Source organism: Pseudomonas sp. AU11447 (genome assembly GCF_001672555.2).
In the GTDB taxonomy this organism is placed as follows: Bacteria; Pseudomonadota; Gammaproteobacteria; order Pseudomonadales; family Pseudomonadaceae; genus Pseudomonas; species Pseudomonas nitroreducens.
In genome coordinates, this window is the sequence record NZ_LZDG02000057.1 from 146,500 (window position 1) to 172,950 (window position 26,451).

Sequence of the window (26,451 nt, forward strand, 5' to 3'; positions counted from 1 at the left end):
TCTCCTCAACTCACTGCGCGGTGGTGGTCTGAGCCACCGTCGCTTCCGGCACCGGATCACGCCACGCCACGGCCAGGCCGTTGGGGTAGCGCATGTCGATGCGGGCAATTTTCGTAATCTGTTCTTTCAGCGCCTTGTCGTAGATGGTCACGAGCCGGCGAATCTGTTCTACCGCGTGGTCGCGGCCCAGCATGATCTCCACGCCTTGCGCGGTGCCCAGGGTCCAGGCGCCGCGCGAACTCATGTCCAGGCTGGCGATGGTGAAGCCCAGCGGGCGGAGCATCTGGCTGAGAATCTGGTACTGCTGCATCACTTGCTGCTGAGCGCGCTGCGGGCCGGAAAGGCGCGGCAGGTGCTCGTAGTTGGCCACTTCCCGCGGTGCAAAAGCCTGACCCTGATTGTTCAGCAAGGCTTCGTCACCCCAACGGGCGATGGGCAATTGCTCGTCCAGGCGGATAACCACCTGGTCAGGCCATACACGGCGCACCTCGGCATGGGCGATCCAGGGCATCTGTTCCAGCTCCTGGCGCATGCCGGCCAGGTCGATGGTGAAGAAGCTGGCCGACACGTAGGGGCTGATCCGCTGCTGCACCGCCGCCTGGCTGATGTAGCTGAGGTCGCCTTCCACGCTGACCTTGGCGATCGGACGGTCTGCATAAGGCAGCACGTACTGCGCGCCGTAGTAGGCACCGCCGCCGAGCACGCCCAGCACCAGAGGCCACAGCAACACTTTCAGGAAGCCGAAGCTGGGCTTGGGCATGCGGGCGCTGAGCGGCTCCTTGGCCACCAGACGGCTGGCGCCCCGCGGCACCGGCTTGCGTGCGGGAGCACGGCCGATTCCGGGATTCTGGTGACGAAGCTGCGCGCCGTTCATGACTTACCCCCTTGCCTCGACGCTGTCGGCGAGGATCGCCAGCACCAACTGCTGGAAATCCAGGCCGGCCGCGCGCGCTGCCATGGGCACCAGGCTGTGGTCGGTCATGCCCGGTGCGGTGTTCACTTCCAACAGCCAGAAGCGCCCTTGGGCGTCCTGCATCACGTCGGTCCGACCCCAGCCCTGGATGCCGAGGGCATCGCAGGCGCGCGCGGTCAGGTCCTTGAGCTCCTGCTCCTTGTCGGCATCCAGGCCGCAGGGAATCTGGTACTGGGTATCGTTGGCCAGGTACTTCGCGTCGTAGTCGTAGAAGGTGTGCGGAGTGCCCAGGCGAATGGGCGGCAGCACCTGGCCACGGAGGATCGCGACGGTGAATTCGGGGCCGCTGATCCACTGCTCGACGAGCACCTGCGGATCGAACTTCGCGGCAGCAGCCCAGGCGGCAATCAGCTCTTGCTCGCTGCTCACCTTGGCCATGCCGATGCTGGAACCTTCGCTGGCCGGCTTCACGATCAGCGGGAAGCCAAGCTTTGCCGCAGCGGCGCGGCAGTCTTCTTCACTGGCAAGCACGGCGTGGTCGGGCGTCGGCAGGCCGAGGCTCAGCCATACGCGCTTGGTACGCAGCTTGTCCATGGCCAGCGCGGACGCCAGCACACCGCTGCCGGTGTAGGGGATGCCGGCGATTTCCAGCATGCCCTGCATGGTGCCGTCTTCACCGCCACGACCGTGGAGGATGATGAAGGCGCGGTCGATCTTCTCGCGGGTCAGACGCTCCAGCAGATCGTCGCCCACGTCGATGCCGAAGGCATCCACGCCCGCGCCCTGCAGGGCCTGCAGGACCATGGCGCCGGACTTCAGCGACACCTCGCGCTCGGCGCTCTTGCCGCCGTACAGCACGGCGACGCGACCGAAGGCGCGGGGCTCGAGGGCGGATTTGAGGGCGTCACTCATTGCTTCTTCCCCTCGGCGCCCGCAGCAGCGGCGCCGAACATCGGATTCTTGATCAGTGCCGGAGCCAGCCCGCCGATGTCGCCGGCGCCTTGGCAAAGCAGGATGTCGCCCGGACGCAGCAGCGGCTTGAGTAGCGAGGCGAGGTCGCCACCGCGCTCCAGGTAGATCGGATCGAGCTGGCCGCGCTGGCGGATGCTGTGGCACAGGTGACGGCTGTCGGCGCCGGGGATCGGCTCTTCGCCGGCCGGGTAGACCTCCATCAGCATCAGCACATTGGCCTCGCCGAGCACCTGTACGAAATCGTCGTAGAGGTCACGGGTACGGCTGAAGCGGTGCGGCTGGTAGACCATCACCAGGCGACGCTCCGGCCAGCCGCCACGCACGGCCTTGATCACCGCCGCGACTTCGCGCGGGTGGTGGCCGTAGTCGTCGACCAGCATCACGCTGCCGCCTTCCACCTGCAGGTCGCCATAGACCTGGAAGCGCCGGCCAACACCCTGGAAGCCGGACAGACCCTGGACGATGGCTTCGTCGGAGATACCTTCGTCGGTAGCGATGACGATGGTCGCCAGGGAGTTCAGCACGTTGTGCAGGCCGGGCATGTTCACCGAGACGTCCAGCGGCTCGCGCTCGGGGCGCAGCACGGTGAAGTAGGTGCGCATGCCTTCCTGGCGGATGTTGATGGCGCGGACGTCGGCGTCCTCGCTCAGGCCGTAGGTCACGGTCGGACGCGCCACCTGCGGCAGGATCTCGCGCACCACCGGGTCGTCCACGCAGACCACGGCAAGGCCGTAGAACGGCAGGTTGTGCAGGAAGTCGACGAAGGTGCGCTTCAGTTTGTTGAAGTCACCGCCGTAGGTGCTCATGTGGTCGGCGTCGATGTTGGTGACCACCGAGACCATCGGCTGCAGGTGCAGGAAGCTGGCGTCGCTCTCGTCGGCCTCGGCCACCAGGTACCGGCTAGTGCCCAGCTGCGCGTTGGTGCCGGCAGCGTTCAGCCGGCCGCCGATGACGAAGGTCGGGTCCAGGCCACCGGCGGCGAATACCGAGGCGATCAGGCTGGTGGTGGTGGTCTTGCCATGGGTACCGGCGACGGCGATGCCGTGGCGGTAACGCATCAGCTCGGCGAGCATCTCGGCGCGCGGCACCACCGGCACGCGGCGATCCAGCGCAGCGGCAACTTCAGGGTTCGACTTGTTCACTGCGCTGGACACCACCAGCACATCAGCGCCGTCGGAGTTTTCCGCGCGGTGACCGATGAAGATTTCCGCGCCGAACTTTTCCAGGCGCTCGGTGACTGGCGACGCCTTGAGGTCGGAGCCGGAGACTTCGTAGCCGAGGTTGAGCAGCACTTCCGCGATACCGCACATGCCCACGCCGCCGATGCCGACGAAGTGGATGCGACGGATGCGCCGCATGGTGCGGGTGACGCCGGTGGGTTCTTTAACCACGGGCCACCTCCAGGCAGGCATCGACTACCGTGCGGGTAGCCTCGGGCTTGGCCAGGCTGCGGGCGCGAGCGGCCATGCGGGTCAGGGAATCGGGATGCATCAATACCTCGGACAGCTGCGCGGCCAGTTCGGCAGCGCTGGTAGATTTCTGCGGCAGCAGGAGGGCCGCGCCCTCCCGCACCAGGAATTCGGCGTTCTTGGTCTGGTGGTCGTCGATCGCGTGGGGCAGCGGCACCAGGAAGGACGGCAGGCCGGCGGCGGTCAGCTCGCTGACGGTCAGTGCACCGGCGCGGCAGATGACCAGATCGGCCCAGGCGTAGGCCGCGGCCATGTCGGCGATGAACGGAGCTACGTCCGCTTCGACACCCGCGGTGCGATAACGCTCCGCCGTGATTTCGTCGTGCTGACGACCGGCCTGATGGCGAATGGCCGGGCGAATCTCAGCGGGTACCTGCGCCAGCGCTTCAGGCAACAGCTTGTTCAGCGGCTCGGCGCCCAGGCTGCCGCCCAGTACCAGCAGGTTGACCCGACGACCGGCCAGCGGCGCGCGGGCGCCCTCTTCTAGGAACAACTCGGCGCGCACCGGGTTGCCGGTGGTCAGGCGCTTGGCGCTGCTGTCGAAGGTATCCGGGAAGGCTTCGCAGACGCGCTTGGCCAGCGGCGCGAGGCTGCGGTTGGCGGTGCCGGCGACGGCATTCTGTTCGTGGATCACCAGCGGCACGCCGGACAGTTTGGCGGCCAGTCCGCCCGGACCAGTGACGTAGCCGCCCAGGCCAAGCACGCAGACCGGCTTGAGCTGGCGAACCACGCCGATAGCCTGGAACAGCGACTTGAGCAGGTCGAACGGTGCGCGCAGCAGCGACTTCAGGCCCTTGCCACGCAGGCCGCTGACGTTGATCAGGTGCAGCGGCAGGCCGGCCTTGGGTACCAGGTCGTTCTCGATGCCGCGCGGAGTGCCCAGCCAGTGCACGCTGTAACCGCGCGCCTGGAACTCACGGGCGCAGGCCAGGGCCGGGAACACGTGTCCGCCGGTGCCGCCCGCCATGATCAGGACGTTACCTTTCATCGGCAAAGTCCTCTTCGCTGAATTCATATTCCTCGCTGCCCATCACCGTGCGGCGTTCCCATTCGATGCGCAGCAGCATTCCCAGCTGGGCGCAGCAGATCACCAGGGACGAACCGCCATAGCTGAGGAACGGCAGGGTCAGGCCCTTGGTTGGCAGCAGGCCGACGTTCACACCCACGTTGATCAGGAACTGGCCGATCCACAGGAAGGCCAGGCCGTAAGCGACGTAAGCAGAGAAGTACTGTTTCGACTGCTCGGCCCAGATGCCGATGTACAGCGCACGCAGGCTGACGAAGACGAACAGGGCCACGGTGGCCATGGCGCCGACGATGCCCAGCTCTTCGGCGAGTACGGCGAACACGAAGTCGGTGTGCGCTTCGGGCAGGTAGAACTGCTTCTGGATGCTGTTGCCCAGGCCCATGCCGGTCCAGCCGCCACGACCGAAGGCGATCAGCGCCTGGCTGAGCTGGTAGCCCGCGCCGAACTGGTCGGCCCAGGGGTCGGTAAAGTTGGTCAGGCGCGCCATCCGGTAAGGCTGGGTCTGGATCAGCAGCACCACGGCGCCGACCGCCAGCGCGACCATCAGGCCGAAGCGGAACAGGCCCACACCGCCAAGGAACAGCATCGCGGCAGCGGCGCCCATCATCACCACGGTGGCGCCGAAGTCCGGCTCGCGCAGCAGCAGGCCGGCCATGGGTAGCAGCACCACGAACGGTTTGAAGAAGCCCAGCCAGCTCTCGCGCACTTCTTCCTGGCGACGAACCAGGTAGCCGGCCATGAAGATCACCACGAAGACCTTGGCGATCTCCGAGGGCTGGATGTTGAACAGGCCGAAGCCGATCCAGCGCATGGAGCCGTTCACCTCGCGGCCGATGCCGGGGGTGATCACCATGACCAGCAGCACGAAGGCCACGGCCAGCAGTTTCCAGCCCCAGCGCTGCCAGGTTTCCATCGGCACCATCATGGTCACGCCGCAGGCGACGAAGCCGATGGCCAGGTAGATCAGGTGGCGGACCGAGAAGTACAGCGGGTTGCCGGACTGCGCCGCGGCGACTTCGGAGGATGCCGAAGTGACCATCACCAACCCCAGGCCGAGTAGCGCCAGGCAACCTGCCAGCAACGGGAAGTCGATATCGATGCCGTTGCGGCTGATCAGCGGGGACGGGTACGGGCGCAGGAAGGAGAACATCAGGCGAGGTCCTCCACGGCCTTGGCGAACAGGCGTCCGCGTTCTTCGTAGTTCTTGAACATGTCCAGGCTCGCGCAGGCCGGCGATAGCAGCACAGCGTCGCCCGGCAGGGCGAGGTCGGCAGCGTGCTCGACGGCTTCCTCGAGGGTATTCACACGAACCTTGGGTACGGCATTGCCGATGGCAGCGCTCACCAGCTCGGCATCGCGGCCCAGCAGCACTACAGCACGGCAGTGCTGGGCAACGGGGCCACGCAGGTCATGGAAGTCGGCGCCCTTGCCGTCGCCACCGGCGATCAGCACCAGCTTGCCGTCGATATCGGCGCCCAGGCCTTCGATGGCGGCCAGGGCGGCGCCGACATTGGTGGCCTTGGAGTCGTCGTAGTAGTTCACGCCGTTACGCTCGCGCACCCACTGGCAGCGGTGGGCGAGGCCGGCGAATTCACGCAGGGTCTGCAGCATCGGCTCGAAAGGCAGGCCAACGGCATGCCCCAGGGCCAGCGCGGCCAGGGCATTGGACTGGTTGTGCGCGCCACGAATCTTCAGCTCGCGGGCCGGCATCAACTTGTCGAACTGGAAGGCCAGCCATTTCTCACCGTCTTCTTCAATCAGGCCGAAGGCCTTGAAGTCCGGCTTGTTGGTGCCGAAAGTCCAGCACGGTACGTTGTCGGCGATCAGCGGGCGGCTCAGCGCGTCGGCGCGGTTTACCACGACCTGCTTCGCACCGCGGAAAATGCGGTGCTTGGCCAGGTGGTAATCGGCCATGCCGTCATAGCGGTCCATGTGGTCTTCGCTGACGTTCAGGCAGGTGGCGACTTCGGCGTTCAGGCGCTCGCAGGTTTCCAGCTGGAAGCTGGACAGCTCCACCACGTACAACTCGACGTCATCGGCCAGCAGGTCCAGCGCCGGAGTGCCGAGGTTGCCGCCCACGGCGACGCGCTTGCCGGCAGCCTTGGCCATGTCGCCCACCAGGGTGGTGACGGTGCTCTTGGCGTTGGAACCGGTGATGGCGACGATCGGAGCCTTCGCGTGACGTGCGAAGAGGTCGACGTCGCCGGACATGCGTACGCCGCGAGCCGCAGCCTCCACCAGCGCGGGCACGCGCAGCGACAGGCCGGGGCTCACGTAGAGCTCCTGGGCGCGGCAGAGGAAATCGGCGTCGAGGTCGCCACAGCGCACCTCGACCTGCGGGTACTGCTCGCGCAGGGTCGCCAGCTCCGGCGGATTCGCGCGCGTATCGGCCACGGCAAACGGCACGCCCTGGCGCGCCAGGTAGCGCACCAGGGACATGCCGCTCTTGCCGAGGCCGACAACGATGCGGAATTGGTCGGAAGCGATCAGGCTCATCCTCGATCAGTCCTCAACGCAGTTTCAACGTGGCCAGGCCGATCAGCACGAGAATTACCGTGATGATCCAGAAACGCACGATCACGCGCGGTTCAGGCCAGCCTTTGAGTTCGAAGTGGTGGTGGATCGGCGCCATGCGGAACACGCGCTTGCCGGTCAGCTTGAAGGAGGCGACCTGGATCACCACCGACAGGGTTTCCATGACGAACACGCCGCCCATGATGAACAGGACGATTTCCTGGCGGACGATCACCGCGATGGTGCCCAGCGCGGCTCCGAGCGCCAGCGCGCCGACGTCACCCATGAAGACCTGGGCCGGATAGGTGTTGAACCAGAGGAAGCCCAGCCCCGCACCGACGATGGCGCCGCAGAAGATGATCAGCTCACCCGCGCCCGGCACGCTCGGGATGAACAGGTATTCGGCGAATTTGATGTTGCCCGACAGGTAGCAGAAGATCCCCAGCGCGCCGCCAACCATCACAGTGGGCATGATGGCCAGGCCGTCGAGGCCGTCAGTGAGGTTCACCGCGTTGCTGGAGCCGACGATCACGAGGTAGGTCAGCACCACGAAGCCGATGCCCAGCGGGATCTCGACGTTCTTCAGCATCGGCACGATCAGCGTCGTCTCGACCGGCGTCTCGGCGGTCATGAAGAGGAAGACCGCCGCGCACAGACCGAATACCGACTGCCAGAAATACTTCCAGCGGCTCGGCAGGCCGCGGGAGTTCTTCTCGATCACCTTGCGGTAGTCATCTACCCAGCCGATGGCGCCGAACAGCAGGGTTACCACCAGCACGACCCACACATAGCGGTTCGACCAGTCGGACCACAGCAGGGTGCTGATGGCGATGGCCGTGAGGATCAGCGCGCCACCCATGGTCGGCGTGCCTTTCTTGGACAGGTGCGATTGCGGGCCGTCGTTGCGCACGGCCTGGCCGATCTGGCGGATCTGCAGGGTGCGAATCATCCACGGGCCCAGCCAGAGCGACAGGACGAGCGCGGTCAACACGCTCAGGATGCCGCGCAGGGTCAGGTACTGGAAGACGCCGAAGCCCTTGTAGAACTGTTGCAGGTACTCGGCGAGCAGCAGCAGCATTTAGTGACTCTCCTCGGAGGAACTACAGAGCGCCGCGACGACCTTGTCCATCGCCGCGCTGCGGGAACCCTTGATCAGAATGGTGGTTGTCGAAGCTTCTTCGGCCAGGGCCTGGATCAGGCTGGCCTGATCGGCGAAGTGCCGGCCCGCGGAACCGAACGCCTGTACGGCGTGGCTCATCAGCGGTCCGACCGCATACAGGGCGGTGACTTTGCCAATGGCATAGGTTCCCACTTCGCGGTGGGAGGATTCCGCCCAGGCACCCAGCTCGCCCATGTCCCCGAGGACCAGGACGGTCCGGCCGGAAAAGCCGGCGAGTATATCAATCGCCGCGCAGATTGAAGCCGGGTTGGCGTTGTAGCTGTCGTCGATCACGCGCATGCCGTTCGTCGCCAGCTGGGCTACGGCGCGCCCCTTGACCGGCTGCAGGTTGTGCAGCCCGGAAACGATCCCGACCAGCGGCACACCGAGGGCGTGGGCGGCCGCAGCGGCGGCCAGCGCATTGGTGACGTTGTGCTCACCCAGCAGGTTCAGTTGAACGGCAGCCTCGCCGGCTGGGCCCTGCAGGGTGAATCCCGGGCAACCACGGGCGTCACGCTTGACGTCGCTGGCGTGGAAGTCGGCTCGGACATCGTGCAGGCCGAAGCTGGAGACGCGACGACCGTCAGCACGGGCCTGCCAGGTATCGAAGGCCTTGTCGTCGCGATTGAGAATGGCGACCCCATCGGCCGCCAGGCCTTCGAGGATCTCGCCCTTGGCCAGGACGATCTTGTCCTGCCCGCCGAACTCGCCCACATGGGCGGTGCCGGCGTTGGTGATGATGGCAACCTGCGGACGGGTCAGCGCAACGGTGTAGGCGATCTCGCCGACACGGTTGGCGCCCAGTTCGATGACTGCGCTCTGGTGCTCGGGGGCCAACTGCAACAGGGTCAGCGGCGCGCCGAGATCATTGTTCAGGTTGCCGCGGGTCGCCAGGACGTCGCCCTGGGTCCGCAGGATGCTGGCGAGCATTTCCTTCACGGTGGTCTTGCCGCTGGAGCCGGTCACGGCAGCGACACGGCCGGTGAAGGCAGCACGGTTCAGCGCGCCGAGCTGGCCCAGCGCGATGCGGGTGTCTTTCACGACCAGCTGCGACAGCGGCGCACCGGCGACTTCACGCTCGACCAACGCAGCAACAGCGCCCTTGGCGGCGACATCGGCCAGATAGTCGTGGCCGTCAAAGCGCGGACCGGTCAGGGCGATGAACAGCTGGCCCGGCTCGATGGCGCGGCTGTCGGTGCTCACGGCGGCGAAAGTGACATCGGCACCGACCAAACGGCCTTGCAGCGCGCCAGCGACTTCGTTGAGCGACAGGGGCTTAAGCACGCTTCACCTCCCAGGCAGCCAGCGCCTTGGCGGCTTGATCAAGATCGGAGAACGGATGGCGTACGCCGTCGATCTCCTGGTAATCCTCGTGCCCCTTGCCAGCCAGCAGCACGACATCATCGACACCGGCGGAGGCAATCAGGCGGGCGATTGCCTCGCCACGGCCCGGGACGAACTCGACGGCGTCGGGCTTGGCGAAACCGGCGCGGATATCCGCGATGATCGCCGCGCTCTGCTCGGTACGCGGGTTGTCGTCGGTGACCAGCACGCGGTCGGCGTGCTGCTCGGCAATCTGCGCCATGATCGGACGCTTGCCGCGGTCACGATCGCCACCGCAACCGAACAGACACAGCAGTTGGCCGTGCACATGCGGGCGCAGGGCCAGCAGGACCTTTTCCAGGGCATCCGGGGTGTGCGCGTAGTCGACAACCACCAACGGCTTGTCGCCGCCGCCCAGGCGCTGCATGCGGCCGATGGGGCCTTCCAGTTGCGGCAGTACCTTGAGGACATCACCTAGCGGGTAGTCCAGGCCCAGCAGCGCACCGACCACGGCCAGCAGGTTGCTCAGGTTGAACTTGCCCAGCAGCGAACTGCGCAGCAGGCCTTCGCCCTGCGGGGTGACGATCTGCGCCTGCACGCCGGCATCGCTGAACTTCGCTTCGCGGCAATAGATGTAGGCTGACGAGTCGCTCAGGCTGTAACCCATCAGGCGCGATTCGTGGGACTCGGCAGCCAGCTGGCGGCCGAAGTCGTCGTCCAGGTTGATCACCCGGCAACGCAGCCCCTGCCAGGCGAACAGCTTGGCCTTGGCGGCGCCGTAGGCTTCCATCGAGCCGTGGTAGTCCAGGTGGTCGCGGGACAGGTTGGTGAATACAGCCACATCGAACCCCAGAGCGGCGACGCGGCCCTGTTCCAGACCATGGGACGATACTTCCATGGCCACGGCCTTGGCGCCGGCCTGTTTCAGGCGCGCCAGGGTCGCCTGTACGGCAAGCGGGTCGGGCGTGGTGTGGCGGCCGCTTTCCAGCGCACCATAGAAACCGGTACCGAGGGTTCCGACGATGCCGCAACGTTCACCCAGCAGGTCGAGCGCCTGGGCCACCAGTTGGCTGACGCTGGTCTTGCCATTGGTGCCGGTCACTCCGACCAACTCAACGGCACGGCTTGGCTCGCCATAGAAGCGTCCGGCAATGGCGGAAAGCTGTTTGGCCAGGCCCTTGATGGCGATCATCGGCACATCGCTGGGCGGCAGGTCGACAGCGCCCTCCGCTTCGTAGGCAACCGCGGCAGCACCCTGGGAGAGCGCGGCGGCAATATGCCCGCGGCCATCCTGGCGGCCACCCGGCACGGCCAGGAACAGGTCGCCCGGCTTGACGGTGCGGCTGTCCAGGGTCAGCTCACGGATCAGCTCGCCGCTTTCGGCTTGCGGCAGCAGTTGATTCAGGCTCATCGGCATCAGCCACGCCCTCCTTTGGCAGCGGGCGCAGCATCGGCTTGTTGCTGCGGGGTCGTCGGCAGGTTGTCTGGCGGCACGTTCATCAGGCGCAACGTGCCGGACATCACCTTGCTGAACACCGGCGCGGACACCAGGCCACCGAAGTAACCGGCCTTGCTGGGCTCGTCGATGACCACCACGGCGACATAGCGTGGGTTGTTCATCGGCGCGAACCCGGCGAACAGGGAACGGTAGGAGTTCTCGGCATAGCCCTTGGTACCAGTCGCGGTCTTGCGCGCGGTGCCGGACTTGCCGGCCACGTGATAGCCCGGCACCTGGGCGCGGTACACGCCGTTCGGCGCCTCGATGACTTGCTGCAGCATGCCCTGCATGGTTTTGGCGACCGGCTCGGGGATGACCTGGACGGCATCGGCCGGACGATCGGCACGCACCATGGTCAGCGGCACGCTGCGGCCATTGTTGGCCAGCGCCGCATAGGCATGGGCCAACTGGATGGCGGTTACCGACAGGCCATAGCCGTAGGACAGGGTCGCGGTCTCGGCCTTGCGCCACTCACGGTAGTTCGGCAGGTTGCCGACACGCTCGCCCGGGAAGCCCAGGCCGGTGTCCTGACCCAGGCCGACCTTCTGCATCACGCTGTAAATGGCTTCGCCGCCGATGTCGAAGGCGACCTTGCTCATGCCGACGTTACTGGAGCGGATCAGGATGCCGGTCAGGTCCAGCACCGGGCCTTCGGTACGGGAAACGTCGCGAATGGTGTAGCGGCCGATCTGCAGGGTGCCGGGGTAGACCTCGACCTTGTCGGTGGGCTTCCAGCGGCCGGTCTCCAGCGCCGCGCTCATGGAGAACGGCTTCATGGTCGAACCGGGCTCGAACACGTCGATCATCGCGCGGTTACGCATCATCGCCGGCTGCAGGTTACGGCGGTTGTTCGGGTTGTAGGTAGGCTGGTTGGCCATGGCCAGCACTTCGCCGGTCTTCACGTCGAGTATCACCAGGCTGCCGGCCTTGGCTCCGTTCTCCACCAGCGCATTGCGCAGTTCGCGGTTGGCCAGGTACTGCAGACGCAGGTCGATGGACAGCGCCAAGGTCTTGCCGGCCTTGGCATTGCGGGTGACCTGCACGTCGCGGATCAGGTGGCCACGGCGATCCTTGAGCACCTGGCGCTTGCCCGGCACGCCGGCCAGCCAGCTGTCGAAGGCGAGTTCGACGCCTTCACGGCCACGGTCGTCGACATCGGTGAAGCCCACGACCTGTGCAGCAACCTCGCCCGACGGATAGAAGCGGCGGAACTCCTCGACCGAATAGACACCAGGGATGCGATGGGCCTTAACCTGAGCCATCACCGCCTCGCCCTGCTCCGGGGTCAGGCCGCGGACCAGGTAGATGAATTCCTTGTCGGCGTTCGCGTCCAATCGCTCGGACAGCGCGGCCTTGGGCTGGCCAAGCGCGTCGGCGAGGAAGTCCCACTTCTCGCGCTCGAGCACCAGTTCCTTGGGGTTGGCCCAGAGGGTGGCGACCGGCGTACTGACGGCCAGCGGCTCGCCATTGCGATCGGTGATCAGGCCGCGGTGCGCGGGGATGGTGATGTGGCGAACGCTACGCGCATCGCCCTGCCCCTTGAGGAAGTCATGGTCGATCACGTGCAGGTCGACGATCCGCCAGGCGATCGCCGCCACCATCGCCAGCAGCAGGGCGATGACGACGCGGAAGCGCCAGGGGTAGCGAGCGCCGGCCAGGTCTCTCATGGTGCCACCATGATGATTTCGGTCGGATCGGGCACGCGCATCTTCAACTGGTCGGTCGCCAGGCCTTCGATACGGCTATGGGCCGTCCAGGTGCTCTGCTCGAGGATCAGGCGGCCGTACTCGGCCTGCGCCTTGTCGCGCACGTTGAGCTCGGTGTACAGCGAGTTGAGCAACTGGCGATTCCAGTAAGCGCTGTAGGAAACGGAGATGGCCGACAGCAGCACGCCGATGAACAGCAGCAGCATGAAGAAGCTGCCGGTGGGCAGGCGCTTGGAGAAGAGACGGCTCATCTGAGCTTCTCCGCAATGCGCATGACCGCGCTGCGCGAGCGCGGGTTGGCCTTGAGCTCCGCCTCGGAGGCGTAGACAGGCTTGCCGATCAGCTTGAGGCGCGGATCGAACGGCTTGACCTGGATCGGCAGGTTGCGCGGCAGGTTGTCCGCTTCGCCTTTCACCTGCTTGCGCATGAACTGCTTGACGATGCGATCTTCCAGCGAGTGGAAGCTGATCACCACGAGACGACCGCCCACGGCCAGGCCTTCCAGCGCGGCCTCGAGGCCACGCTCCAGATCGCCCAGCTCGTTGTTGATGAAGATGCGCAGGCCCTGGAAGGCGCGCGTGGCAGGGTTCTTGCCCTTTTCCCAGGCCGGGTTGGCCTCGGTGATGACGGCAGCCAGGTCGGCGGTACGCTCGAAAGGCTTCTCCGCACGACGCTGGACGATGGCACGAGCCATGCGCTTGGCGAACCGCTCTTCGCCGTAATCCTTGAACACGCGGGCGATCTCGTCTTCCGCGGCGCTGGCGATCCACTGCGCAGCGCTGACGCCCTGGCCCGGGTTCATCCGCATATCCAGCGGGCCGTCATTGAGGAAGCTGAAGCCGCGCTCCGGGTCATCCAGCTGCGGCGAAGACACGCCCAGGTCCAGCAGTACACCGTTCACGCTGCCCTGCAGGCCGCGCGCGGAGAACTCTTCGCCCATCTCGGCGAAGGACCTTTGCACAATGACGAAGCGGCCGTCTTCGGCCGCCAGTGTTTTTCCCGTCGCGATGGCTTGCGGGTCCTTGTCGAACCCGAGCAGTTGACCGCCCGGGCCGAGCTTCCCGAGCAAGGCCCGGCTATGCCCTCCCCTTCCGAAGGTTCCGTCCACATAGCGGCCGTCCTCCAGGGGGGCCAGCGCTTCGACGGCCTCCTCGAGTAGAACGGTGATGTGTTGGAAGGTACTGGTCACAGGCAGGCTCACAGAATAAGGTCGCGCAATTCATCCGGCAGGCCGCCGGGCTCTTTGATGGCTGCGAGGTCGGCCTCGGCAACCGCATTCCACTTGTCTTCGTCCCACAGTTGGAACTTGTTCAGCTGGCCGACCAGCATCGCCTTCTTGTCCAGGCCGGCGTACTCGCGCAGGCGCGGCGGAACGAGAAAACGCCCGGCGCTATCGAGCTCCAGGTCAACGGCATTACCAATCAGCAAACGCTGCAGGCGCCGCGTTTCTTCACGCAGCGAGGGCAGCTCGCGCAGTTTGGCTTCGATGAGTTCCCATTCAGGGAGGGGGTAGACGGTGAGGCAGGTGTCGACGGCATCGATGGTGACGATGAGCTGGCCATTGCAACGCGAAACGAGCTCGTCACGATACCGACTCGGCATCGCGAGGCGCCCTTTGGCGTCGAGACTGATGGCGTTAGCTCCGCGAAACACGTCAGCGCTTCCCCTGTGGTTGGCTATCCATGCCTGTTGATCCCACTTTTACCCACTTCATACCACTTCCGCACACTATAGAAATCCGCGCTCCCCACCGTCAAGGTAAGCCGGAGGGGAAAAATCCTTACAGGACCGAGATTTAGCGTGCTTTTGCGAGGTTCGGGGAGGGAATTTGACGCGCTAGAAAAGAGAAAAGCCCAGTGTTTTCAAAACACTGGGCTTTCATACTTAAAGTGATTTCTTAAGTTCTGCACTTCTTCCGGTCAGCGACAAATGGTCATGTGGGAAGAAGTGGAGGAAAAGTGGTGAGAGTCGATCTGTAAGCCGGGTTCTGTCGAGGACAGCCATTCCTCTGGGACATACATCACTGCATGCCTCAAGCGATCTACCCGAACCCAACGCGGGCCGCGCCAATGGGTTCCTATTTGATCTTGCTCCGAGTGGGGTTTACCTAGCCACGAACTGTTGCCAGCCGTGCGGTGCGCTCTTACCGCACCTTTTCACCCTTACCGGCGCTTGCGCGCTTAGGCGGTTATTTTCTGTGGCACTTTCCGTAGACTCGCGCCTCCCAGGCGTTACCTGGCACTCTGCCCTGTGGAGCCCGGACTTTCCTCCACCCCGTGATGGAACACCACGGAACAGCGACTGTCCAATCGACTCTCAGTCGGCAAGGTTAGCGGTTGACGACGCTCAGGACAAGCTCAAGCCTTGCCCTGGCGCTCCAGCGCGATCTGATAGAGCTGGTTCTTGCGCGCCCCGGTTATTTCCGCGGCAAGCGCCGCCGCACGCTTGACCGGCATCTCCGCCAGCAGCAGGTCGAGCACCCGCAGGGTCTGCGCATCGACCGCCACATCGCCCTCCGGCGCAGGCTTGCCGGCCACCAGCAGCACGCACTCGCCCCGCTGCTGATTGCTGTCGGACGCAACGAACTCGCGCAACTCGCCCAGCGGCAGCCCCTTGAGGGTCTCGAAGGTCTTGGTCAGCTCGCGGGCCAGCAGCGCAGGCCGTTCGTCGCCGAAGATCGCGGCCATATCCTCGATGCACTCGAGCACGCGGTGCGGCGCCTCGTAGAAGATCAGGGTGCGCGGCTCATCCACCAGCGCCTCCAGGCGCCCACGGCGACCGGCGACCTTGGCCGGCAGGAAGCCTTCGAAGACGAAACGATCCGACGGCAGCCCCGCCGCGGAAAGTGCGGCAATCAGCGCGCAGGCTCCCGGCACCGGCACCACCGGGATACCCGCTGCGCGCGCCTGGCGCACCAGGTGATAGCCAGGATCGGAGATCAGCGGGGTGCCCGCGTCGGAAATGAGCGCAACGTCTTCGCCGGCCTGCAGCCTGGTCAGAAAACGACTGCCCTGCTCACGTTCGTTGTGCTCGTGGCACGCCGCCAACGGCGTCTGGATGCCGAAATGCTGCAGCAGACGCACCGAGTGCCGGGTGTCTTCGGCAGCGATGAGCGAGACGTCGGCCAGCACCTTGAGCGCTCTGGCGCTGATGTCGTCCAGGTTTCCGATGGGGGTAGCCACCACATAAAGAGTGCCAAGTGTCACGCGCCAACCTCGCCGGAAGTATCTGAAAAAGCCGCATTGTATCCCGATTCCGGCAGCCGCCATCGCGTCCCCCTTGCCGCTTCGGTACAATCGGCAGCTCTTTGAATGCGTCACGAGAAGCCCGATATGATCGCTCGCCTGCGTCCGCTATCCGCTCTGTTCCTGGCCGGCATGCTCGCCGCCTGTGCATCCTCCCCGTCGTCCAATCTCGGCGAACTGCCGCGCACCCCGGACGCCAGCATCGAACAGTTGCTGCAGCAGGCCTCCACCGCCAAGCCGGATGAAGCCGCAGTCCTGCGCCTTTCCGCCGCCGACCTGGCCTACAAGCAGAAAGACCTCGGCCGCTCCACGCAGATCCTCGACCAGATTCCGCTGGAGAGCCTGAAGCCCGCCCAACAGGTCTTCGCCAGCACCCTGCGCGCCCAGCTCGAACTGGCCCGCAACAAGACCAAGGCCGCCCTGAAGGCCTTCGACCACCCCAGCTTCCAGCGCCTGGGCGAAATGCCCGTGGACCTGCAGGCGCGCGCCGGCATGGTCAAGTCCCTCGCCCTGGCCGCCGACGGACAGACCCTGAGCGCCGCCCGCGAACGCGTCTTCATCGACCCGCTGCTTAATGCAGAGGCGAGCAAGGCCAACCACGAGGAAATCTGGAAACTGGTTTCCAGCCTGCCGCTCGAGCAGATGCAGGCCAGCAGCAACGAAGGCGATCTGAACGGCTGGCTGGAACTGGCACGCATCACCAAATCCTCGTCGACCCTGAAAGAACAGCAGTCGAACATCGACAACTGGGTTGCGCAGAACCCCGACCACCCGGCGGCCAAGCAATTGCCCGACGCGCTGACCAAGCTGAAATCCCTGGCTGCCCAGCCGCTGAACAAGATAGGCCTGCTGCTGCCGCAGCAAGGCCAGCTGGCCTCCGTCGCCCGCGCCCTGCAGGACGGCTTCCTCGCCGCCCACTACCAGGCCCAGCACAATGGCGGCCAGCAGCCGGACATCAAGCTCTACGACAGCACCCAGGTACGCTCGCTGGATGAGTTCTACCGCCAGGCCCAGGCCGATGGCGTGCAACTGGTCGTTGGCCCGCTGGAGAAGAACCTGGTCAAGCAGATGAGCAGCCAACAGCAACTGCCCATCACCACCCTGGCCCTGAACTACGCCGACGGCAATCAGGAAGGTCCTGCCCAGCTGTTCCAATTCGGCCTGTCTGCCGAGGACGAGGCCCGCGAAGTCGCCAACCGCGCATGGAACGACGGCATGCGCCGCGCCGTGGCCCTGGTGCCGCGCGGCGAATGGGGCGACCGCGTACTCGCCTCGTTCAGCCGCAACTGGCAGGCCGCCGGCGGCACCCTGATCGCCGCCGAACACGTCGACCAGCCCGTCGAGCTGGCTCGCCAGATCGCCGACCTGCTGCAACTGCGCCAGAGCGAAGGTCGCGCCAAGCGCTTGCAGGGCGTGCTCGACAGTAGCGTCGACACCCAGCCGTCGCGCCGCCAGGACATTGATTTCATCTTCCTCGCCGCCACCCCGCAGCAGGCCCGCCAGATCAAGCCGACCCTGGCCTTCCAGTACGCTGGCGACCTGCCGGTCTACGCCACCTCCAACCTGTACACCGGCGTAAACAACCCGGCACAGGACCAGGACCTGAACGGCATTCGCTTCTGCGAAACCCCCTGGCTGCTGAACCCCAACAATGCCCTGCGCCAGCAGGTCGCCGCGCAGTGGCCGGCCGCCAACGGCAGCCTCGGCCGCCTGTACGCCATGGGCGCCGACGCCTACCAGCTGGCCCCGCGCCTGCCGGAGCTCAAGGCGGTGCCGAGCATGCAGGTGGATGGCCTGACCGGCACCCTGAGCGTCAGCGCCGGCCAACGCGTGGAGCGCCGCCTGCCTTGGGCGGAATTCAAGAATGGTCAGGTGCAGCCGCTGGAGAACAGCGGTATTTGATCGGCAACAGTCCCACCCAGAAGGCCGGGCAGCGGGCCGAAGCCGCCGCCCTGGCCCACCTGGAACAGCATGGATTGCGCCTCCTGGCGCAGAACTGGACGTGCCGCCGAGGTGAGCTCGATCTGGTCATGCTGGACGGCGATACAGTAGTATTCGTCGAAGTTCGCTCCCGCCGGCATTCCGCCTGGGGAGGAGCGCTGGAGAGCGTGGACATGCGCAAGCGTCAACGCCTGGCCATTTCCGCTGAACTCTTCCTGCAACAGAACGCCCGCTGGAGCAGTCACCCCTGCCGGTTCGACATCGTCGCCATCGACATTCGTACCCCAGGCTCCGCAGGGCACTTGAACTGGATTCCCAACGCTTTTGACACCTGATCAGACGCCCGACGAAAGGTCACACCTGATGGACATGCAATCCCGTATCCGCCAGCTCTTCCATGCCAGCATCGAGACCAAGCAACAGGCTACCGAGGTGCTCATCCCGCATATCGAGCAGGCCAGCATGGTCATGGTCAATGCCCTGCTGAACGAGGGCAAGATCCTCTCCTGCGGCAACGGCGGCTCCGCCGGCGACGCGCAGCACTTCTCCTCCGAACTGCTGAACCGCTTCGAGCGCGAACGCCCGAGCCTGCCAGCGGTCGCCCTGACCACCGACAGCTCGACCATCACCTCGATCGCCAACGACTACAGCTACAACGAGGTCTTCTCCAAGCAGATCCGTGCCCTGGGCCAACCGGGCGACGTGCTGCTGGCGATTTCCACCAGCGGCAACTCGGCGAACGTCATTCAGGCGATCCAGGCCGCACATGATCGCGAAATGGTTGTCGTAGCTCTGACCGGCCGCGACGGCGGCAACATGGCATCGTTGCTGCTGCCCGAAGACGTGGAAATCCGCGTTCCGGCCAAGGTCACCGCACGCATCCAGGAAGTCCACCTGCTGGTCATCCATTGCCTCTGCGACCTTATCGACCGTCAACTGTTCGGGAGTGAAGAATGACCCGTACCCCTCTGATCGCAGCCGCACTGGCCGTGACCATGGCACTGGGTGGCTGCAGCAGCTTCGTCAGCGCCACCCGCGACAAGCCGATCGACGATGACAAGGGTACCCGTACCCTGGGCAGCAAGATCGACGACTCGCTGATCGAAACCAAGGTGGCGGTGAACGTCGCCAAGGCCGATCCGGACCTCGACCGCAATTCCCATGTCGTGGTGATCAGCTATAACGGCGTGGTACTGCTGGCCGGCCAGACCCCGCGCGCCGACCTGAAGAACAAGGCCGAGCAGGCCGCCAAGGAAGTGCAGAAGGTCAAGACCGTGCACAACGAGCTGCAGATCCTGCAGCCCTCTTCCCTGGCCGCCCGCAGCAACGACACCTGGCTGACCACCAAGATCAAGAGCCAGATGCTCGCTGACGCCAACGTGCCATCCACCCGCATCAAGGTGCTGACCGAGAACGGCATCGTCTACATGCTGGGCCTGGTGACCCGCAAGGAAGGCGATCTGGCTACCCAGGTGGTCCAGGGCGTGGACGGCGTGCAGAAGATCGTCCGCCTGTTCGAGTACATCGACTGAGCGGGCCATTTATTGCAGGCATGAAAAAGGCGACCCTCGGGTCGCCTTTTTTTATTACTTCACCACCTTGAGACTCGGGCGACCACTGGGACGTGGCGGCTCGTCGGACGGGCCGTCATCCGGCAGATCCTCGTCATCGGTGGGCACCGGCGGCTCCAGGTCGAACACCATGCCTTGGCCGTTCTCCCGCGCATAGATGGCCATTACAGCCTGAGACGGGATGTACAGGCCCTGGGCAACACCACCGAAGCGACCCTCGAAGCTGACCGCTTCGTTGTCCATCTGCAGGTGGCGCACAGCGGTCGGGGAAACGTTGAGCACGATCTGTCCGTCACTGGCATAACCCGGCGGCACTCGCACGCCGGGATACTCGGAATTCACCAGGATATGCGGCGTGCAGCCGTTATCGACGATCCACTCATAGAGGGCTCGCACGAGGTAGGGACGACTGGAGTTCATCATCGGGCTCCTTAGCGCATATCACGTTCGATAGAGGACAGGCTGGCACGGAAAGTTTCCCGTGCAAACTGTCGCTCCATGTAATCCAGCAGGGGCTTTGCCGGCCGCGGCAGCTCGATGCCCAGGATCGGCAGCCGCCAGAGGATCGGCAGCAGGCAGCAATCCACCAGGCTCAGCTCGTCACTGAGGAAGAATTGCTTGTCGGCGAACAGCGCCGATACACCCGTCAGGCTCTCACGCAATTCCTTGCGCGCCAAGGCGCGCTCGGCGTCCTTGCGACGGGTATCGAGGATTCTATCCACCAGACTGCACCAGTCGCGCTGGATGCGATGCATCAGCAGGCGGCTGTTCGCGCGGGCCACCGGGTAGACCGGAAGCAGCGGCGGGTGTGGATAACGCTCATCGAGGTACTCCATGACCACCGTCGACTCGTAGAGCGCAAGATCGCGGTCCACCAGGGTCGGCAAGCTGCCATAGGGGTTCACTTCAGCGAGTTTGGCCGGGATGTTGCCGGCAGGGACGTCGATGATGTCGGCAACGACGCTCTTCTCTGCCAGCACCAGGCGCACGCGATGGCTGTAGTGGCAGGCAGGGTCGGAGAAGCAGGTGAGCTTGTTGATAGCGGCCATGCCGCGCGCCTCCTCGCAGGACTTTCTTGTGGGAGGTAGAAAAACGCACGCGCGCCCCGTAGGGCGCGCGCTTGTTACTACGACGGGTGGTGCTTAGTGCACGTCCTTCCAGTATTCGCGCTTGAGCAGGTAGGCGAACACGAAGAAGAAGGCCAGGAACAGCAGGACGTAGGTGCCGATGCGGTGAGAATCCAGCTTGTTCGGGTCAGCCGAATAAGCCAGGAAGGTCACCAGGTTCTTCACCTTCTCGTCGAACTGAGCTTCGTTCAGCTGGCCGGATTTCGGCACGATGGTCAGCTGGTCGCAAGCCTCGTGGGTCAGCGGGGTACCGGTCAGGGGATCGTACTGCTTCTTGCCATCCTCGACGACCTGAACCTGCTTGCAACCGATGACCTGGCGGCCCTGCAGGCTCACCAGCACGTTCGGCATGCCGACGTTCGGGAAGACCTTGTTGTTCACGCCCCACGGACGCTTGGGATCTTCGTAGAACGAACGCAGGTAGGTGTACAGCCAGTCGGCACCACGTACGCGAGCTACCAGGGTCAGGTCCGGCGGAGCAGCACCGAACCATACCTTGGCGTCAGCCGGCTTCATGCCGATATCCATGTGGTCACCGATCTTCGCGCCGGTGAACACCAGGTGGCTCAGCATCAACTCTTCCGGAATACCCAGATCACGGCCGACACGCTCATAACGCTGGAACTTGGCGCTGTGGCAGCCCATGCAGTAGTTGGCGAAGGTACGTGCGCCATCCTGCATGGCAGCCTTGTCGGTCAGGTCGATATCGACCTTGTCGAGGGCCGGGCCATGGCCTTCGGCAGCGAAGCCGAAGACGGGCAGCAGAGCCAGAACAAATGCAGCGAATTGCTTTTTCATCAGCCAGTCACCCTTTCCGGAACCGGTTTGGTTTTCTCCATCCGGGTGTAGAACGGCATCAGGATGAAGAAGGCGAAATACAGAATGGTGCACAGGCGCGACAGCGTGGTGCCCAGCGGCGACGGCGCTTGCGAGCCGTAGTAGCCGAGGATCACGAAGGAAACCGCGAAGATCACCAGCCAGATCTTGCTCAGCCAGCCCTTGTAGCGGATCGAGCGAACCGGGCTACGGTCCAGCCACGGCAGCACGAACAGCACGGCGATGGCGGCGCCCATGGCGATGACACCCATCAGCTTGTCCGGAACGGCGCGCAGGATGGCGTAGAACGGGGTGAAGTACCACACCGGAGCGATGTGCTCGGGGGTCTTGAACTGGTTCGCCATCTCGAAGTTGGGCTTCTCGAGGAAGAAACCGCCCATTTCCGGGAAGAAGAAGATCACGGTGCAGAAGACGAACAGGAAGACTACGACACCGACGATGTCTTTCACGGTGTAGTACGGGTGGAACGGGATGCCATCCAGCGGGATGCCGTTCTCGTCCTTCTTCTTCTTGATGTCCACGCCGTCGGGGTTGTTCGAGCCGACTTCGTGCAGCGCCAGGATGTGCAGCACGACCAGGCCAAGCAGGACGATCGGCAGGGCAATCACGTGCAGGGCGAAGAAGCGGTTCAGGGTGATGCCGGAGATCAGGAAGTCACCACGGATCCACTGTGCCAGGTCCTCGCCGACCACCGGAATGGCGCCGAACAGCGAGATGATCACCTGGGCACCCCAGTAGGACATCTGGCCCCAGGGCAGCAGGTAGCCCATGAAGGCCTCGGCCATCAGGGCGAGGTAGATCAGCATGCCGAAGATCCACACCAGCTCGCGCGGCTTCTGGTACGAACCGTACAGCAGGCCACGGAACATGTGCAGGTAGACGACCACGAAGAACGCCGATGCACCGGTGGAGTGCATGTAGCGGATAATCCAGCCGTAATCTACATCTCGCATGATGTACTCGACGGACGCGAAAGCTTCTTCGGCCGACGGGGTGAAGCTCATGGTCAGCCAGATACCGGTGAGGATCTGGTTAACCAGGACCAGCAGTGCGAGGGAGCCGAAGAAGTACCAGAAGTTGAAGTTCTTCGGGGCGTAGTACTTGCTCAGATGGTCTTCCCACATCTTGGTCGCGGGGAAGCGGGCATCGACCCAAGCCATGAACTTGTTCATCAGGCTTTCTCCTGGTCCACACCGATGGTCAATTCATCACCATCAAGCGAATAGGGCGGAATCGGCAGGTTCAGGGGCGCGGGTTGTCCCTTGTAAACGCGGCCGGCGAGATCGTAATGGGAGCCGTGGCACGGACAGAAATAACCACCCTTCCAGTCCGGGCCCAGGTCCGCGGGAGCGACTTCCGGGCGGAAGGTCGGCGAGCAGCCCAGGTGGGTGCAGATACCGACGATCACGGCCAGTTCAGGCTTGATCGAGCGCACCTTGGGATCGACGTAGGCAGGCTGGTCCGATGCCTTCGACTCGGGGTCGGCCAGTTGCGCATCGAGGGTCGGCAGCGCATCCAGCATTTCCTTGGTGCGATGCACCAGGAACACGGGCTTGCCGCGCCACTCAGCGATCACCTGCTGACCTGGCTCGATCTTGGCCACGTTGTACTTCACCGGCGCGCCAGCGGCCTTCGCCTTGGCACTAGGGAACCATGACCCCACGAACGGGACCGCAGCTCCGACCGCTCCTGCCGCACCAACCACCGAAGTGGCCGCGACAAGGAAGCGACGCCGGCCTGCATTCACGCCGTCATTACTCATTCAGTCGTCTCCCATCAGCTTCAAGCCTGTTCAAATCAGGCTTTTAAGTAAAAATTCGAGCCGCGCAAAAAATTCGCCAAATGGTAAAGAAAAGCCCTTGTGATGACAAGGTAATAGCCTGTTACGCAACCCCTGAAACCCTTGCACGGCGCGGCTTGCGCGGATGCGACACCTTGCCGCACGAACTTATTGAAGACATAAAAAAACGCCCAGTCCAAAGGATCTGGGCGTTTTTTTCGAAGCGTCGTATTAACGCTTGGAGTACTGCGGACGCTTACGCGCTTTACGCAGACCGACTTTCTTACGTTCAACTTCGCGGGCATCGCGAGTGACGTAGCCGGCTTTACGCAGCGAGCTGCGCAGGGTCTCGTCGTATTCGATCAGAGCGCGGGTGATACCGTGACGGATCGCACCAGCTTGACCGCTTACGCCACCGCCAACGACGGTCACGTAGATATCGAACTTCTCGGTGTTCTCGGTCAGCTCGAGCGGCTGACGGACAACCATGCGAGCGGTCTCACGACCGAAGAACTGCTCGATGGAGCGGTTGTTGATGGAGATCTTGCCAGTGCCCGGACGCAGGAAGACGCGAGCGGTAGCGGTCTTACGACGGCCAGTGCCGTAATTTTGAGTCGCCGACATAATGAGCTATCCCGTTAAATCTTCAGTTCTTGAGGCTGCTGAGCGGTGTGCGGGTGGTTGGCACCCTTGTACACTTTCAGCTTGCGGTACATGTCGCGGCCCAGCGGGTTCTTCGGCAGCATGCCTTTGACGGCAGTCTCGATGACGCGCTCAGGAGCCTTGGCGATCAGCTTCTCGAAGTTGATCGACTTGATACCGCCCGGGAAGCCCGAGTGATGGTAGTACATCTTGTCGGTAGCTTTGGCGCCAGTGACACGAACCTGCTCGGCGTTGATCACGACGATGTAGTCGCCGGTGTCAACGTGCGGGGTGTATTCCGGCTTGTGCTTGCCGCGCAGGCGGGTAGCAATCTCGGTAGCCAGACGACCCAGGGTCAGGCCAGCAGCGTCGACGACGAACCAGTCGCGCTTAACAGTTTCTGGTTTCGCGGTATAAGTTTTCATTCGTTATAGCCTCAGGGGCCGCCTGAAAATAAGACGGCGAATCTTACTGGACAGTGGTTGCCTTGACAAGTCAAGGACAGCCGAAGACAGACACGAATTGGGGCTCGGGTCGGTGTGCGTCCGTAACGACTAGATGTATCAATCGGCAGGCTTTGGCATCCCCCACCGATGAAAGGCTGCGGAATTATGCAGATTCCGGCAGAATTTTCAACTGTATGACGCACTTGTTTTCACGAGGAGACCCGCATGGAGTACCGCCCGCTCGGCCGCACCGAATTGAAAGTCAGCGCCCTCTGCCTGGGGACCATGACCTGGGGCGAGCAGAACACGCAGGACGAAGCTTTCGCCCAGATCGAGCGGGCCAAGGCCGCCGGTCTGAATTTCATCGATACCGCCGAGATGTACCCCGTCCCGCCACGTGCGGAAACCTACACCCGTACCGAGCAGATCATCGGCAACTGGTTTGCCCAGCGCGGCGATCGCACCGATTGGGTACTGGCCAGCAAGATTGCCGGCCCCGGCAACTCCATCAGCCACATCCGTGACGGCCAGCCAAAACTCGATCGCAAGAACATCGTTGCGGCACTGGATGGCAGCCTCAAGCGCCTGCAGACCGACTGGATCGACCTGTACCAACTGCACTGGCCCGAGCGCAGCACCAATTTCTTCGGCCAACTGGGCTATCAGCACAAGGAAGAGAGCTTCACCGCGCTGGAAGACACCCTGGAAGCACTCGACGAGCAGGTTCGCGCCGGCAAGATCCGCCATATCGGCCTGTCCAACGAAACGCCCTGGGGCACCATGCGCTTCCTGCAGATCGCCCAGGAGCGCGGCTGGCCGCGCGCGGTGTCGATCCAGAACCCCTACAACCTGCTCAACCGCAGCTTCGAGGTCGGCCTGGCGGAAATTGCCATCCGCGAGCAGATCGGTCTGCTGGCCTATTCGCCCCTGGCCTTCGGCATGCTCTCGGGCAAGTACTTCGGCGGCGCGCGCCCAGCCAATGCGCGGATCACCCTGTTCAGCCGCTTTACCCGCTATACCAACCCGCAGACCGCCAGCGCCTGCGACCGCTACGTAACCCTGGCCCGCGAGCATGGCCTGGACCCGGCACAGATGGCCCTGGCCTTCGTCACCAGCCGGCCGTTCGTGACCAGCAACATCATTGGCGCCACCAACCTGGAGCAACTGGAGGCCAACCTCGGCAGCTTCGACCTCAAGCTCTCCGACGAGCTGTTGGCTGGCATCGAGGCGATCCACAAGGACCAGCCGAACCCAGCACCGTAGCGCTTTGCTCTTGTAGGAGCGGGCTTGCTCGCGAACAGATTTCGCCGGGAAATCCGGCGCCAGACCGTTCGCGAGCAAGCCCGCTCCTACAAGAAATGTCCCATCACAAGGCGCGGGCGATGATTTCCTTCATGATCTCGTTGGTGCCTGCATAGATGCGCTGCACGCGCGCATCGGCCCAGGCGCGGGCAATCGGATACTCCCACATGTAGCCGTAGCCGCCGTGCAGTTGCACGCACTCATCAAGCACCTTGCACTGCAGGTCGGTGGTCCAGTATTTGGCCATCGCCGCCGTCGGCACGTCCAGTTTGCCTTCCAGGTGCTGCTCCAGGCAGCGATCGACGAAGACGCGCCCTACCTGCACCTCGGTGGCGATCTCGGCCAGTTTGAAGCGGGTGTTCTGGAAATCCGCCACGGACTTGCCGAAGGCTTTGCGCTCACGGGTGTATTCCAGCGTCCACTTCAATGCCGCCTCTGCCGAGGCCAGCGCGCCGAGGGCAACCGTCAGGCGTTCCTGGGGGAGCTCCTGCATCAGATAGATGAAGCCCTGCCCGTCCTTGCCCAGCAGGTTTTCCCTGGGGATACGCACGTCCTGGAAGAACAGCTCGGAGGTGTCCTGAGCCTTCATGCCCACCTTTTCCAGGCGCTTGCCCTTGCTGAAGCCCGGCGTGCCGGCTTCCACCAGGAACAGGCTGGTGCCCTTGGCGCCGGCCTTCGGGTCGGTCTTGGCGACCACGATCACCAGGTCGGCCAGCCAGCCGTTGGTGATGAAGGTCTTTGATCCATTGATCACGTACTCGTCACCGTCCAGCACAGCGGTGGTCTTCACGCCCTGCAGGTCGGAGCCGGCACCCGGCTCGGTCATGGCGATCGCAGAGACCATCTCGCCGGAGACCAGCTTGGGCAGGTAGCGCTGCTTCAATTCCTCGCTGCCGTAATGAAGGATGTACGGAGCGACAATGTCCGAGTGCAACGAGAAGCCAATGCCGGTCAGCCCGAGACCTGCGCTGGCACCGGG

Annotated in this window: 27 protein-coding genes and 1 other RNA gene; 5 read left to right on the top strand and 23 right to left on the bottom strand. The window is 64.1% G+C overall.

Going from position 1 to position 26,451, the window contains the following annotated elements; translation table 11 throughout:
- Positions 1–10: 10 nt before the first annotated feature.
- From A6723_RS22040 to rsmI, 15 genes are all read right to left on the bottom strand, one after another.
- Positions 11–874: a cell division protein FtsQ/DivIB gene (locus A6723_RS22040; protein ID WP_054906585.1), complete on the bottom strand. Its 864-nt coding sequence runs from the start codon at positions 872–874 to the stop codon at positions 11–13.
- Between the two features lie 3 nt (positions 875–877).
- Entirely contained in the window at positions 878–1,825 is a 948-nt protein-coding gene (locus A6723_RS22045; protein ID WP_054906586.1) for a D-alanine--D-alanine ligase, read from the bottom strand.
- On the bottom strand, positions 1,822–3,276 hold the full coding sequence (gene murC / locus A6723_RS22050) for a UDP-N-acetylmuramate--L-alanine ligase (RefSeq protein ID WP_054906587.1): 1,455 nt from the start codon (positions 3,274–3,276) through the stop codon (positions 1,822–1,824). The genes A6723_RS22045 and murC overlap by 4 nt, the downstream gene beginning before the upstream one ends.
- Positions 3,269–4,342 carry an undecaprenyldiphospho-muramoylpentapeptide beta-N-acetylglucosaminyltransferase gene (murG, locus tag A6723_RS22055; RefSeq protein ID WP_054906588.1) on the bottom strand — a complete coding sequence of 358 codons (1,074 nt, stop codon included), beginning with the start codon at positions 4,340–4,342 and terminating at the stop codon, positions 3,269–3,271. The genes murC and murG overlap by 8 nt, the downstream gene beginning before the upstream one ends.
- A complete protein-coding gene (ftsW, locus tag A6723_RS22060) occupies positions 4,332–5,531 on the bottom strand; it encodes a putative lipid II flippase FtsW (protein ID WP_017518101.1) in 1,200 nt (399 codons plus the stop codon). Before ftsW ends, murG begins: the two co-directional genes overlap by 11 nt.
- Positions 5,531–6,877: a UDP-N-acetylmuramoyl-L-alanine--D-glutamate ligase gene (gene murD / locus A6723_RS22065; RefSeq protein WP_054906589.1), complete on the bottom strand. Its 1,347-nt coding sequence runs from the start codon at positions 6,875–6,877 to the stop codon at positions 5,531–5,533. The genes ftsW and murD overlap by 1 nt, the downstream gene beginning before the upstream one ends.
- Positions 6,878–6,890: 13 nt before the next feature.
- A complete protein-coding gene (gene mraY, locus A6723_RS22070; RefSeq protein WP_054906590.1) occupies positions 6,891–7,973 on the bottom strand; it encodes a phospho-N-acetylmuramoyl-pentapeptide-transferase in 1,083 nt (360 codons plus the stop codon).
- A complete protein-coding gene (gene murF / locus A6723_RS22075) occupies positions 7,974–9,338 on the bottom strand; it encodes a UDP-N-acetylmuramoyl-tripeptide--D-alanyl-D-alanine ligase (RefSeq protein ID WP_054906591.1) in 1,365 nt (454 codons plus the stop codon). It lies immediately after the preceding gene.
- Complete coding sequence (locus tag A6723_RS22080; RefSeq protein ID WP_054906592.1) at positions 9,331–10,794, bottom strand: UDP-N-acetylmuramoyl-L-alanyl-D-glutamate--2,6-diaminopimelate ligase; 1,464 nt, start codon at positions 10,792–10,794, stop codon at positions 9,331–9,333. The genes murF and A6723_RS22080 overlap by 8 nt, the downstream gene beginning before the upstream one ends.
- Positions 10,794–12,542, bottom strand: coding sequence for a penicillin-binding protein 2 (locus tag A6723_RS22085; RefSeq protein WP_054906593.1), 1,749 nt, complete (start codon positions 12,540–12,542; stop codon positions 10,794–10,796). Before A6723_RS22085 ends, A6723_RS22080 begins: the two co-directional genes overlap by 1 nt.
- The gene (gene ftsL, locus A6723_RS22090; RefSeq protein ID WP_024764058.1) at positions 12,539–12,832 is read right to left on the bottom strand and encodes a cell division protein FtsL; all 294 of its coding nucleotides are present in this window, start codon (positions 12,830–12,832) and stop codon (positions 12,539–12,541) included. Before ftsL ends, A6723_RS22085 begins: the two co-directional genes overlap by 4 nt.
- Positions 12,829–13,770, bottom strand: a complete 942-nt coding sequence (gene rsmH / locus A6723_RS22095) for a 16S rRNA (cytosine(1402)-N(4))-methyltransferase RsmH (RefSeq protein WP_139093034.1) — start codon at positions 13,768–13,770, stop codon at positions 12,829–12,831. The genes ftsL and rsmH overlap by 4 nt, the downstream gene beginning before the upstream one ends.
- A gap of 8 nt (positions 13,771–13,778) precedes the next feature.
- Positions 13,779–14,234, bottom strand: coding sequence for a division/cell wall cluster transcriptional repressor MraZ (gene mraZ, locus A6723_RS22100; RefSeq protein WP_024764056.1), 456 nt, complete (start codon positions 14,232–14,234; stop codon positions 13,779–13,781).
- A 307-nt stretch (positions 14,235–14,541) separates the two neighbouring features.
- An RNA gene (gene rnpB, locus A6723_RS22105) (RNase P RNA component class A) lies at positions 14,542–14,898 on the bottom strand.
- 40 nt (positions 14,899–14,938) lie between these two features.
- Positions 14,939–15,787: a 16S rRNA (cytidine(1402)-2'-O)-methyltransferase gene (rsmI, locus tag A6723_RS22110; RefSeq protein WP_082450423.1), complete on the bottom strand. Its 849-nt coding sequence runs from the start codon at positions 15,785–15,787 to the stop codon at positions 14,939–14,941.
- A gap of 126 nt (positions 15,788–15,913) precedes the next feature.
- On the opposite strand from rsmI, the gene A6723_RS22115 reads away from it, so the two are divergent.
- From A6723_RS22115 to A6723_RS22130, 4 genes are read left to right on the top strand one after another with little or no spacing between them, the layout of a single operon-like run.
- The gene (locus A6723_RS22115; protein ID WP_054906594.1) at positions 15,914–17,728 is read left to right on the top strand and encodes a penicillin-binding protein activator; all 1,815 of its coding nucleotides are present in this window, start codon (positions 15,914–15,916) and stop codon (positions 17,726–17,728) included.
- The gene (locus tag A6723_RS22120; protein WP_054906595.1) at positions 17,725–18,102 is read left to right on the top strand and encodes a YraN family protein; all 378 of its coding nucleotides are present in this window, start codon (positions 17,725–17,727) and stop codon (positions 18,100–18,102) included. Before A6723_RS22115 ends, A6723_RS22120 begins: the two co-directional genes overlap by 4 nt.
- A gap of 28 nt (positions 18,103–18,130) precedes the next feature.
- The gene (locus tag A6723_RS22125; protein WP_017518113.1) at positions 18,131–18,724 is read left to right on the top strand and encodes a phosphoheptose isomerase; all 594 of its coding nucleotides are present in this window, start codon (positions 18,131–18,133) and stop codon (positions 18,722–18,724) included.
- On the top strand, positions 18,721–19,299 hold the full coding sequence (locus A6723_RS22130) for a BON domain-containing protein (protein WP_024764053.1): 579 nt from the start codon (positions 18,721–18,723) through the stop codon (positions 19,297–19,299). The genes A6723_RS22125 and A6723_RS22130 overlap by 4 nt, the downstream gene beginning before the upstream one ends.
- Positions 19,300–19,353: 54 nt before the next feature.
- On the opposite strand, the gene A6723_RS22135 is transcribed toward A6723_RS22130, so the two are convergent.
- The 7 genes from A6723_RS22135 to rplM form a co-directional block, all read right to left on the bottom strand.
- On the bottom strand, positions 19,354–19,758 hold the full coding sequence (locus A6723_RS22135) for a ClpXP protease specificity-enhancing factor (RefSeq protein WP_017518115.1): 405 nt from the start codon (positions 19,756–19,758) through the stop codon (positions 19,354–19,356).
- Positions 19,759–19,769: 11 nt separating this feature from the next.
- Entirely contained in the window at positions 19,770–20,387 is a 618-nt protein-coding gene (locus tag A6723_RS22140) for a glutathione S-transferase N-terminal domain-containing protein (RefSeq protein WP_054906596.1), read from the bottom strand.
- 93 nt (positions 20,388–20,480) lie between these two features.
- Positions 20,481–21,263, bottom strand: coding sequence for a cytochrome c1 (locus tag A6723_RS22145; RefSeq protein ID WP_054906597.1), 783 nt, complete (start codon positions 21,261–21,263; stop codon positions 20,481–20,483).
- On the bottom strand, positions 21,263–22,474 hold the full coding sequence (locus tag A6723_RS22150) for a cytochrome bc complex cytochrome b subunit (RefSeq protein ID WP_045209611.1): 1,212 nt from the start codon (positions 22,472–22,474) through the stop codon (positions 21,263–21,265). Before A6723_RS22150 ends, A6723_RS22145 begins: the two co-directional genes overlap by 1 nt.
- Complete coding sequence (gene petA, locus A6723_RS22155) at positions 22,474–23,064, bottom strand: ubiquinol-cytochrome c reductase iron-sulfur subunit (protein ID WP_054906598.1); 591 nt, start codon at positions 23,062–23,064, stop codon at positions 22,474–22,476. The genes A6723_RS22150 and petA overlap by 1 nt, the downstream gene beginning before the upstream one ends.
- Before the next feature lie 249 nt (positions 23,065–23,313).
- Complete coding sequence (gene rpsI / locus A6723_RS22160) at positions 23,314–23,706, bottom strand: 30S ribosomal protein S9 (RefSeq protein WP_015475858.1); 393 nt, start codon at positions 23,704–23,706, stop codon at positions 23,314–23,316.
- 14 nt (positions 23,707–23,720) lie between these two features.
- The gene (rplM, locus tag A6723_RS22165) at positions 23,721–24,149 is read right to left on the bottom strand and encodes a 50S ribosomal protein L13 (RefSeq protein ID WP_015475857.1); all 429 of its coding nucleotides are present in this window, start codon (positions 24,147–24,149) and stop codon (positions 23,721–23,723) included.
- 246 nt (positions 24,150–24,395) lie between these two features.
- Between rplM and A6723_RS22170 the strand changes: the two genes are divergently transcribed.
- Positions 24,396–25,433, top strand: coding sequence for an NADP(H)-dependent aldo-keto reductase (locus tag A6723_RS22170; protein WP_054906599.1), 1,038 nt, complete (start codon positions 24,396–24,398; stop codon positions 25,431–25,433).
- Between the two features lie 103 nt (positions 25,434–25,536).
- Here the strand turns inward: A6723_RS22170 and A6723_RS22175 are convergent.
- Positions 25,537–26,451: acyl-CoA dehydrogenase family protein (locus A6723_RS22175; RefSeq protein WP_064979858.1), on the bottom strand; the 915-nt coding region annotated here is incomplete at its 5' end.

Bases quoted from the DNA above. Each gene is read 5' to 3' on its own strand.
- A6723_RS22040 (WP_054906585.1), bottom strand. From the start codon at position 874: ATGAACGGCGCGCAGCTTCGTCACCAGAATCCCGGAATCGGCCGTGCT.
- A6723_RS22045 (WP_054906586.1), bottom strand. From the start codon at position 1,825: ATGAGTGACGCCCTCAAATCCGCCCTCGAGCCCCGCGCCTTCGGTCGC.
- murG (WP_054906588.1), bottom strand. From the start codon at position 4,342: ATGAAAGGTAACGTCCTGATCATGGCGGGCGGCACCGGCGGACACGTG.
- ftsW (WP_017518101.1), bottom strand. From the start codon at position 5,531: ATGTTCTCCTTCCTGCGCCCGTACCCGTCCCCGCTGATCAGCCGCAAC.
- murD (WP_054906589.1), bottom strand. From the start codon at position 6,877: ATGAGCCTGATCGCTTCCGACCAATTCCGCATCGTTGTCGGCCTCGGC.
- mraY (WP_054906590.1), bottom strand. From the start codon at position 7,973: ATGCTGCTGCTGCTCGCCGAGTACCTGCAACAGTTCTACAAGGGCTTC.
- A6723_RS22080 (WP_054906592.1), bottom strand. From the start codon at position 10,794: ATGCCGATGAGCCTGAATCAACTGCTGCCGCAAGCCGAAAGCGGCGAG.
- A6723_RS22085 (WP_054906593.1), bottom strand. From the start codon at position 12,542: ATGAGAGACCTGGCCGGCGCTCGCTACCCCTGGCGCTTCCGCGTCGTC.
- ftsL (WP_024764058.1), bottom strand. From the start codon at position 12,832: ATGAGCCGTCTCTTCTCCAAGCGCCTGCCCACCGGCAGCTTCTTCATG.
- A6723_RS22115 (WP_054906594.1), top strand. From the start codon at position 15,914: ATGATCGCTCGCCTGCGTCCGCTATCCGCTCTGTTCCTGGCCGGCATG.
- A6723_RS22125 (WP_017518113.1), top strand. From the start codon at position 18,131: ATGGACATGCAATCCCGTATCCGCCAGCTCTTCCATGCCAGCATCGAG.
- A6723_RS22130 (WP_024764053.1), top strand. From the start codon at position 18,721: ATGACCCGTACCCCTCTGATCGCAGCCGCACTGGCCGTGACCATGGCA.
- A6723_RS22135 (WP_017518115.1), bottom strand. From the start codon at position 19,758: ATGAACTCCAGTCGTCCCTACCTCGTGCGAGCCCTCTATGAGTGGATC.
- A6723_RS22140 (WP_054906596.1), bottom strand. From the start codon at position 20,387: ATGGCCGCTATCAACAAGCTCACCTGCTTCTCCGACCCTGCCTGCCAC.
- A6723_RS22145 (WP_054906597.1), bottom strand. From the start codon at position 21,263: ATGAAAAAGCAATTCGCTGCATTTGTTCTGGCTCTGCTGCCCGTCTTC.
- A6723_RS22150 (WP_045209611.1), bottom strand. From the start codon at position 22,474: ATGAACAAGTTCATGGCTTGGGTCGATGCCCGCTTCCCCGCGACCAAG.
- petA (WP_054906598.1), bottom strand. From the start codon at position 23,064: ATGAGTAATGACGGCGTGAATGCAGGCCGGCGTCGCTTCCTTGTCGCG.
- rpsI (WP_015475858.1), bottom strand. From the start codon at position 23,706: ATGTCGGCGACTCAAAATTACGGCACTGGCCGTCGTAAGACCGCTACC.
- rplM (WP_015475857.1), bottom strand. From the start codon at position 24,149: ATGAAAACTTATACCGCGAAACCAGAAACTGTTAAGCGCGACTGGTTC.
- A6723_RS22170 (WP_054906599.1), top strand. From the start codon at position 24,396: ATGGAGTACCGCCCGCTCGGCCGCACCGAATTGAAAGTCAGCGCCCTC.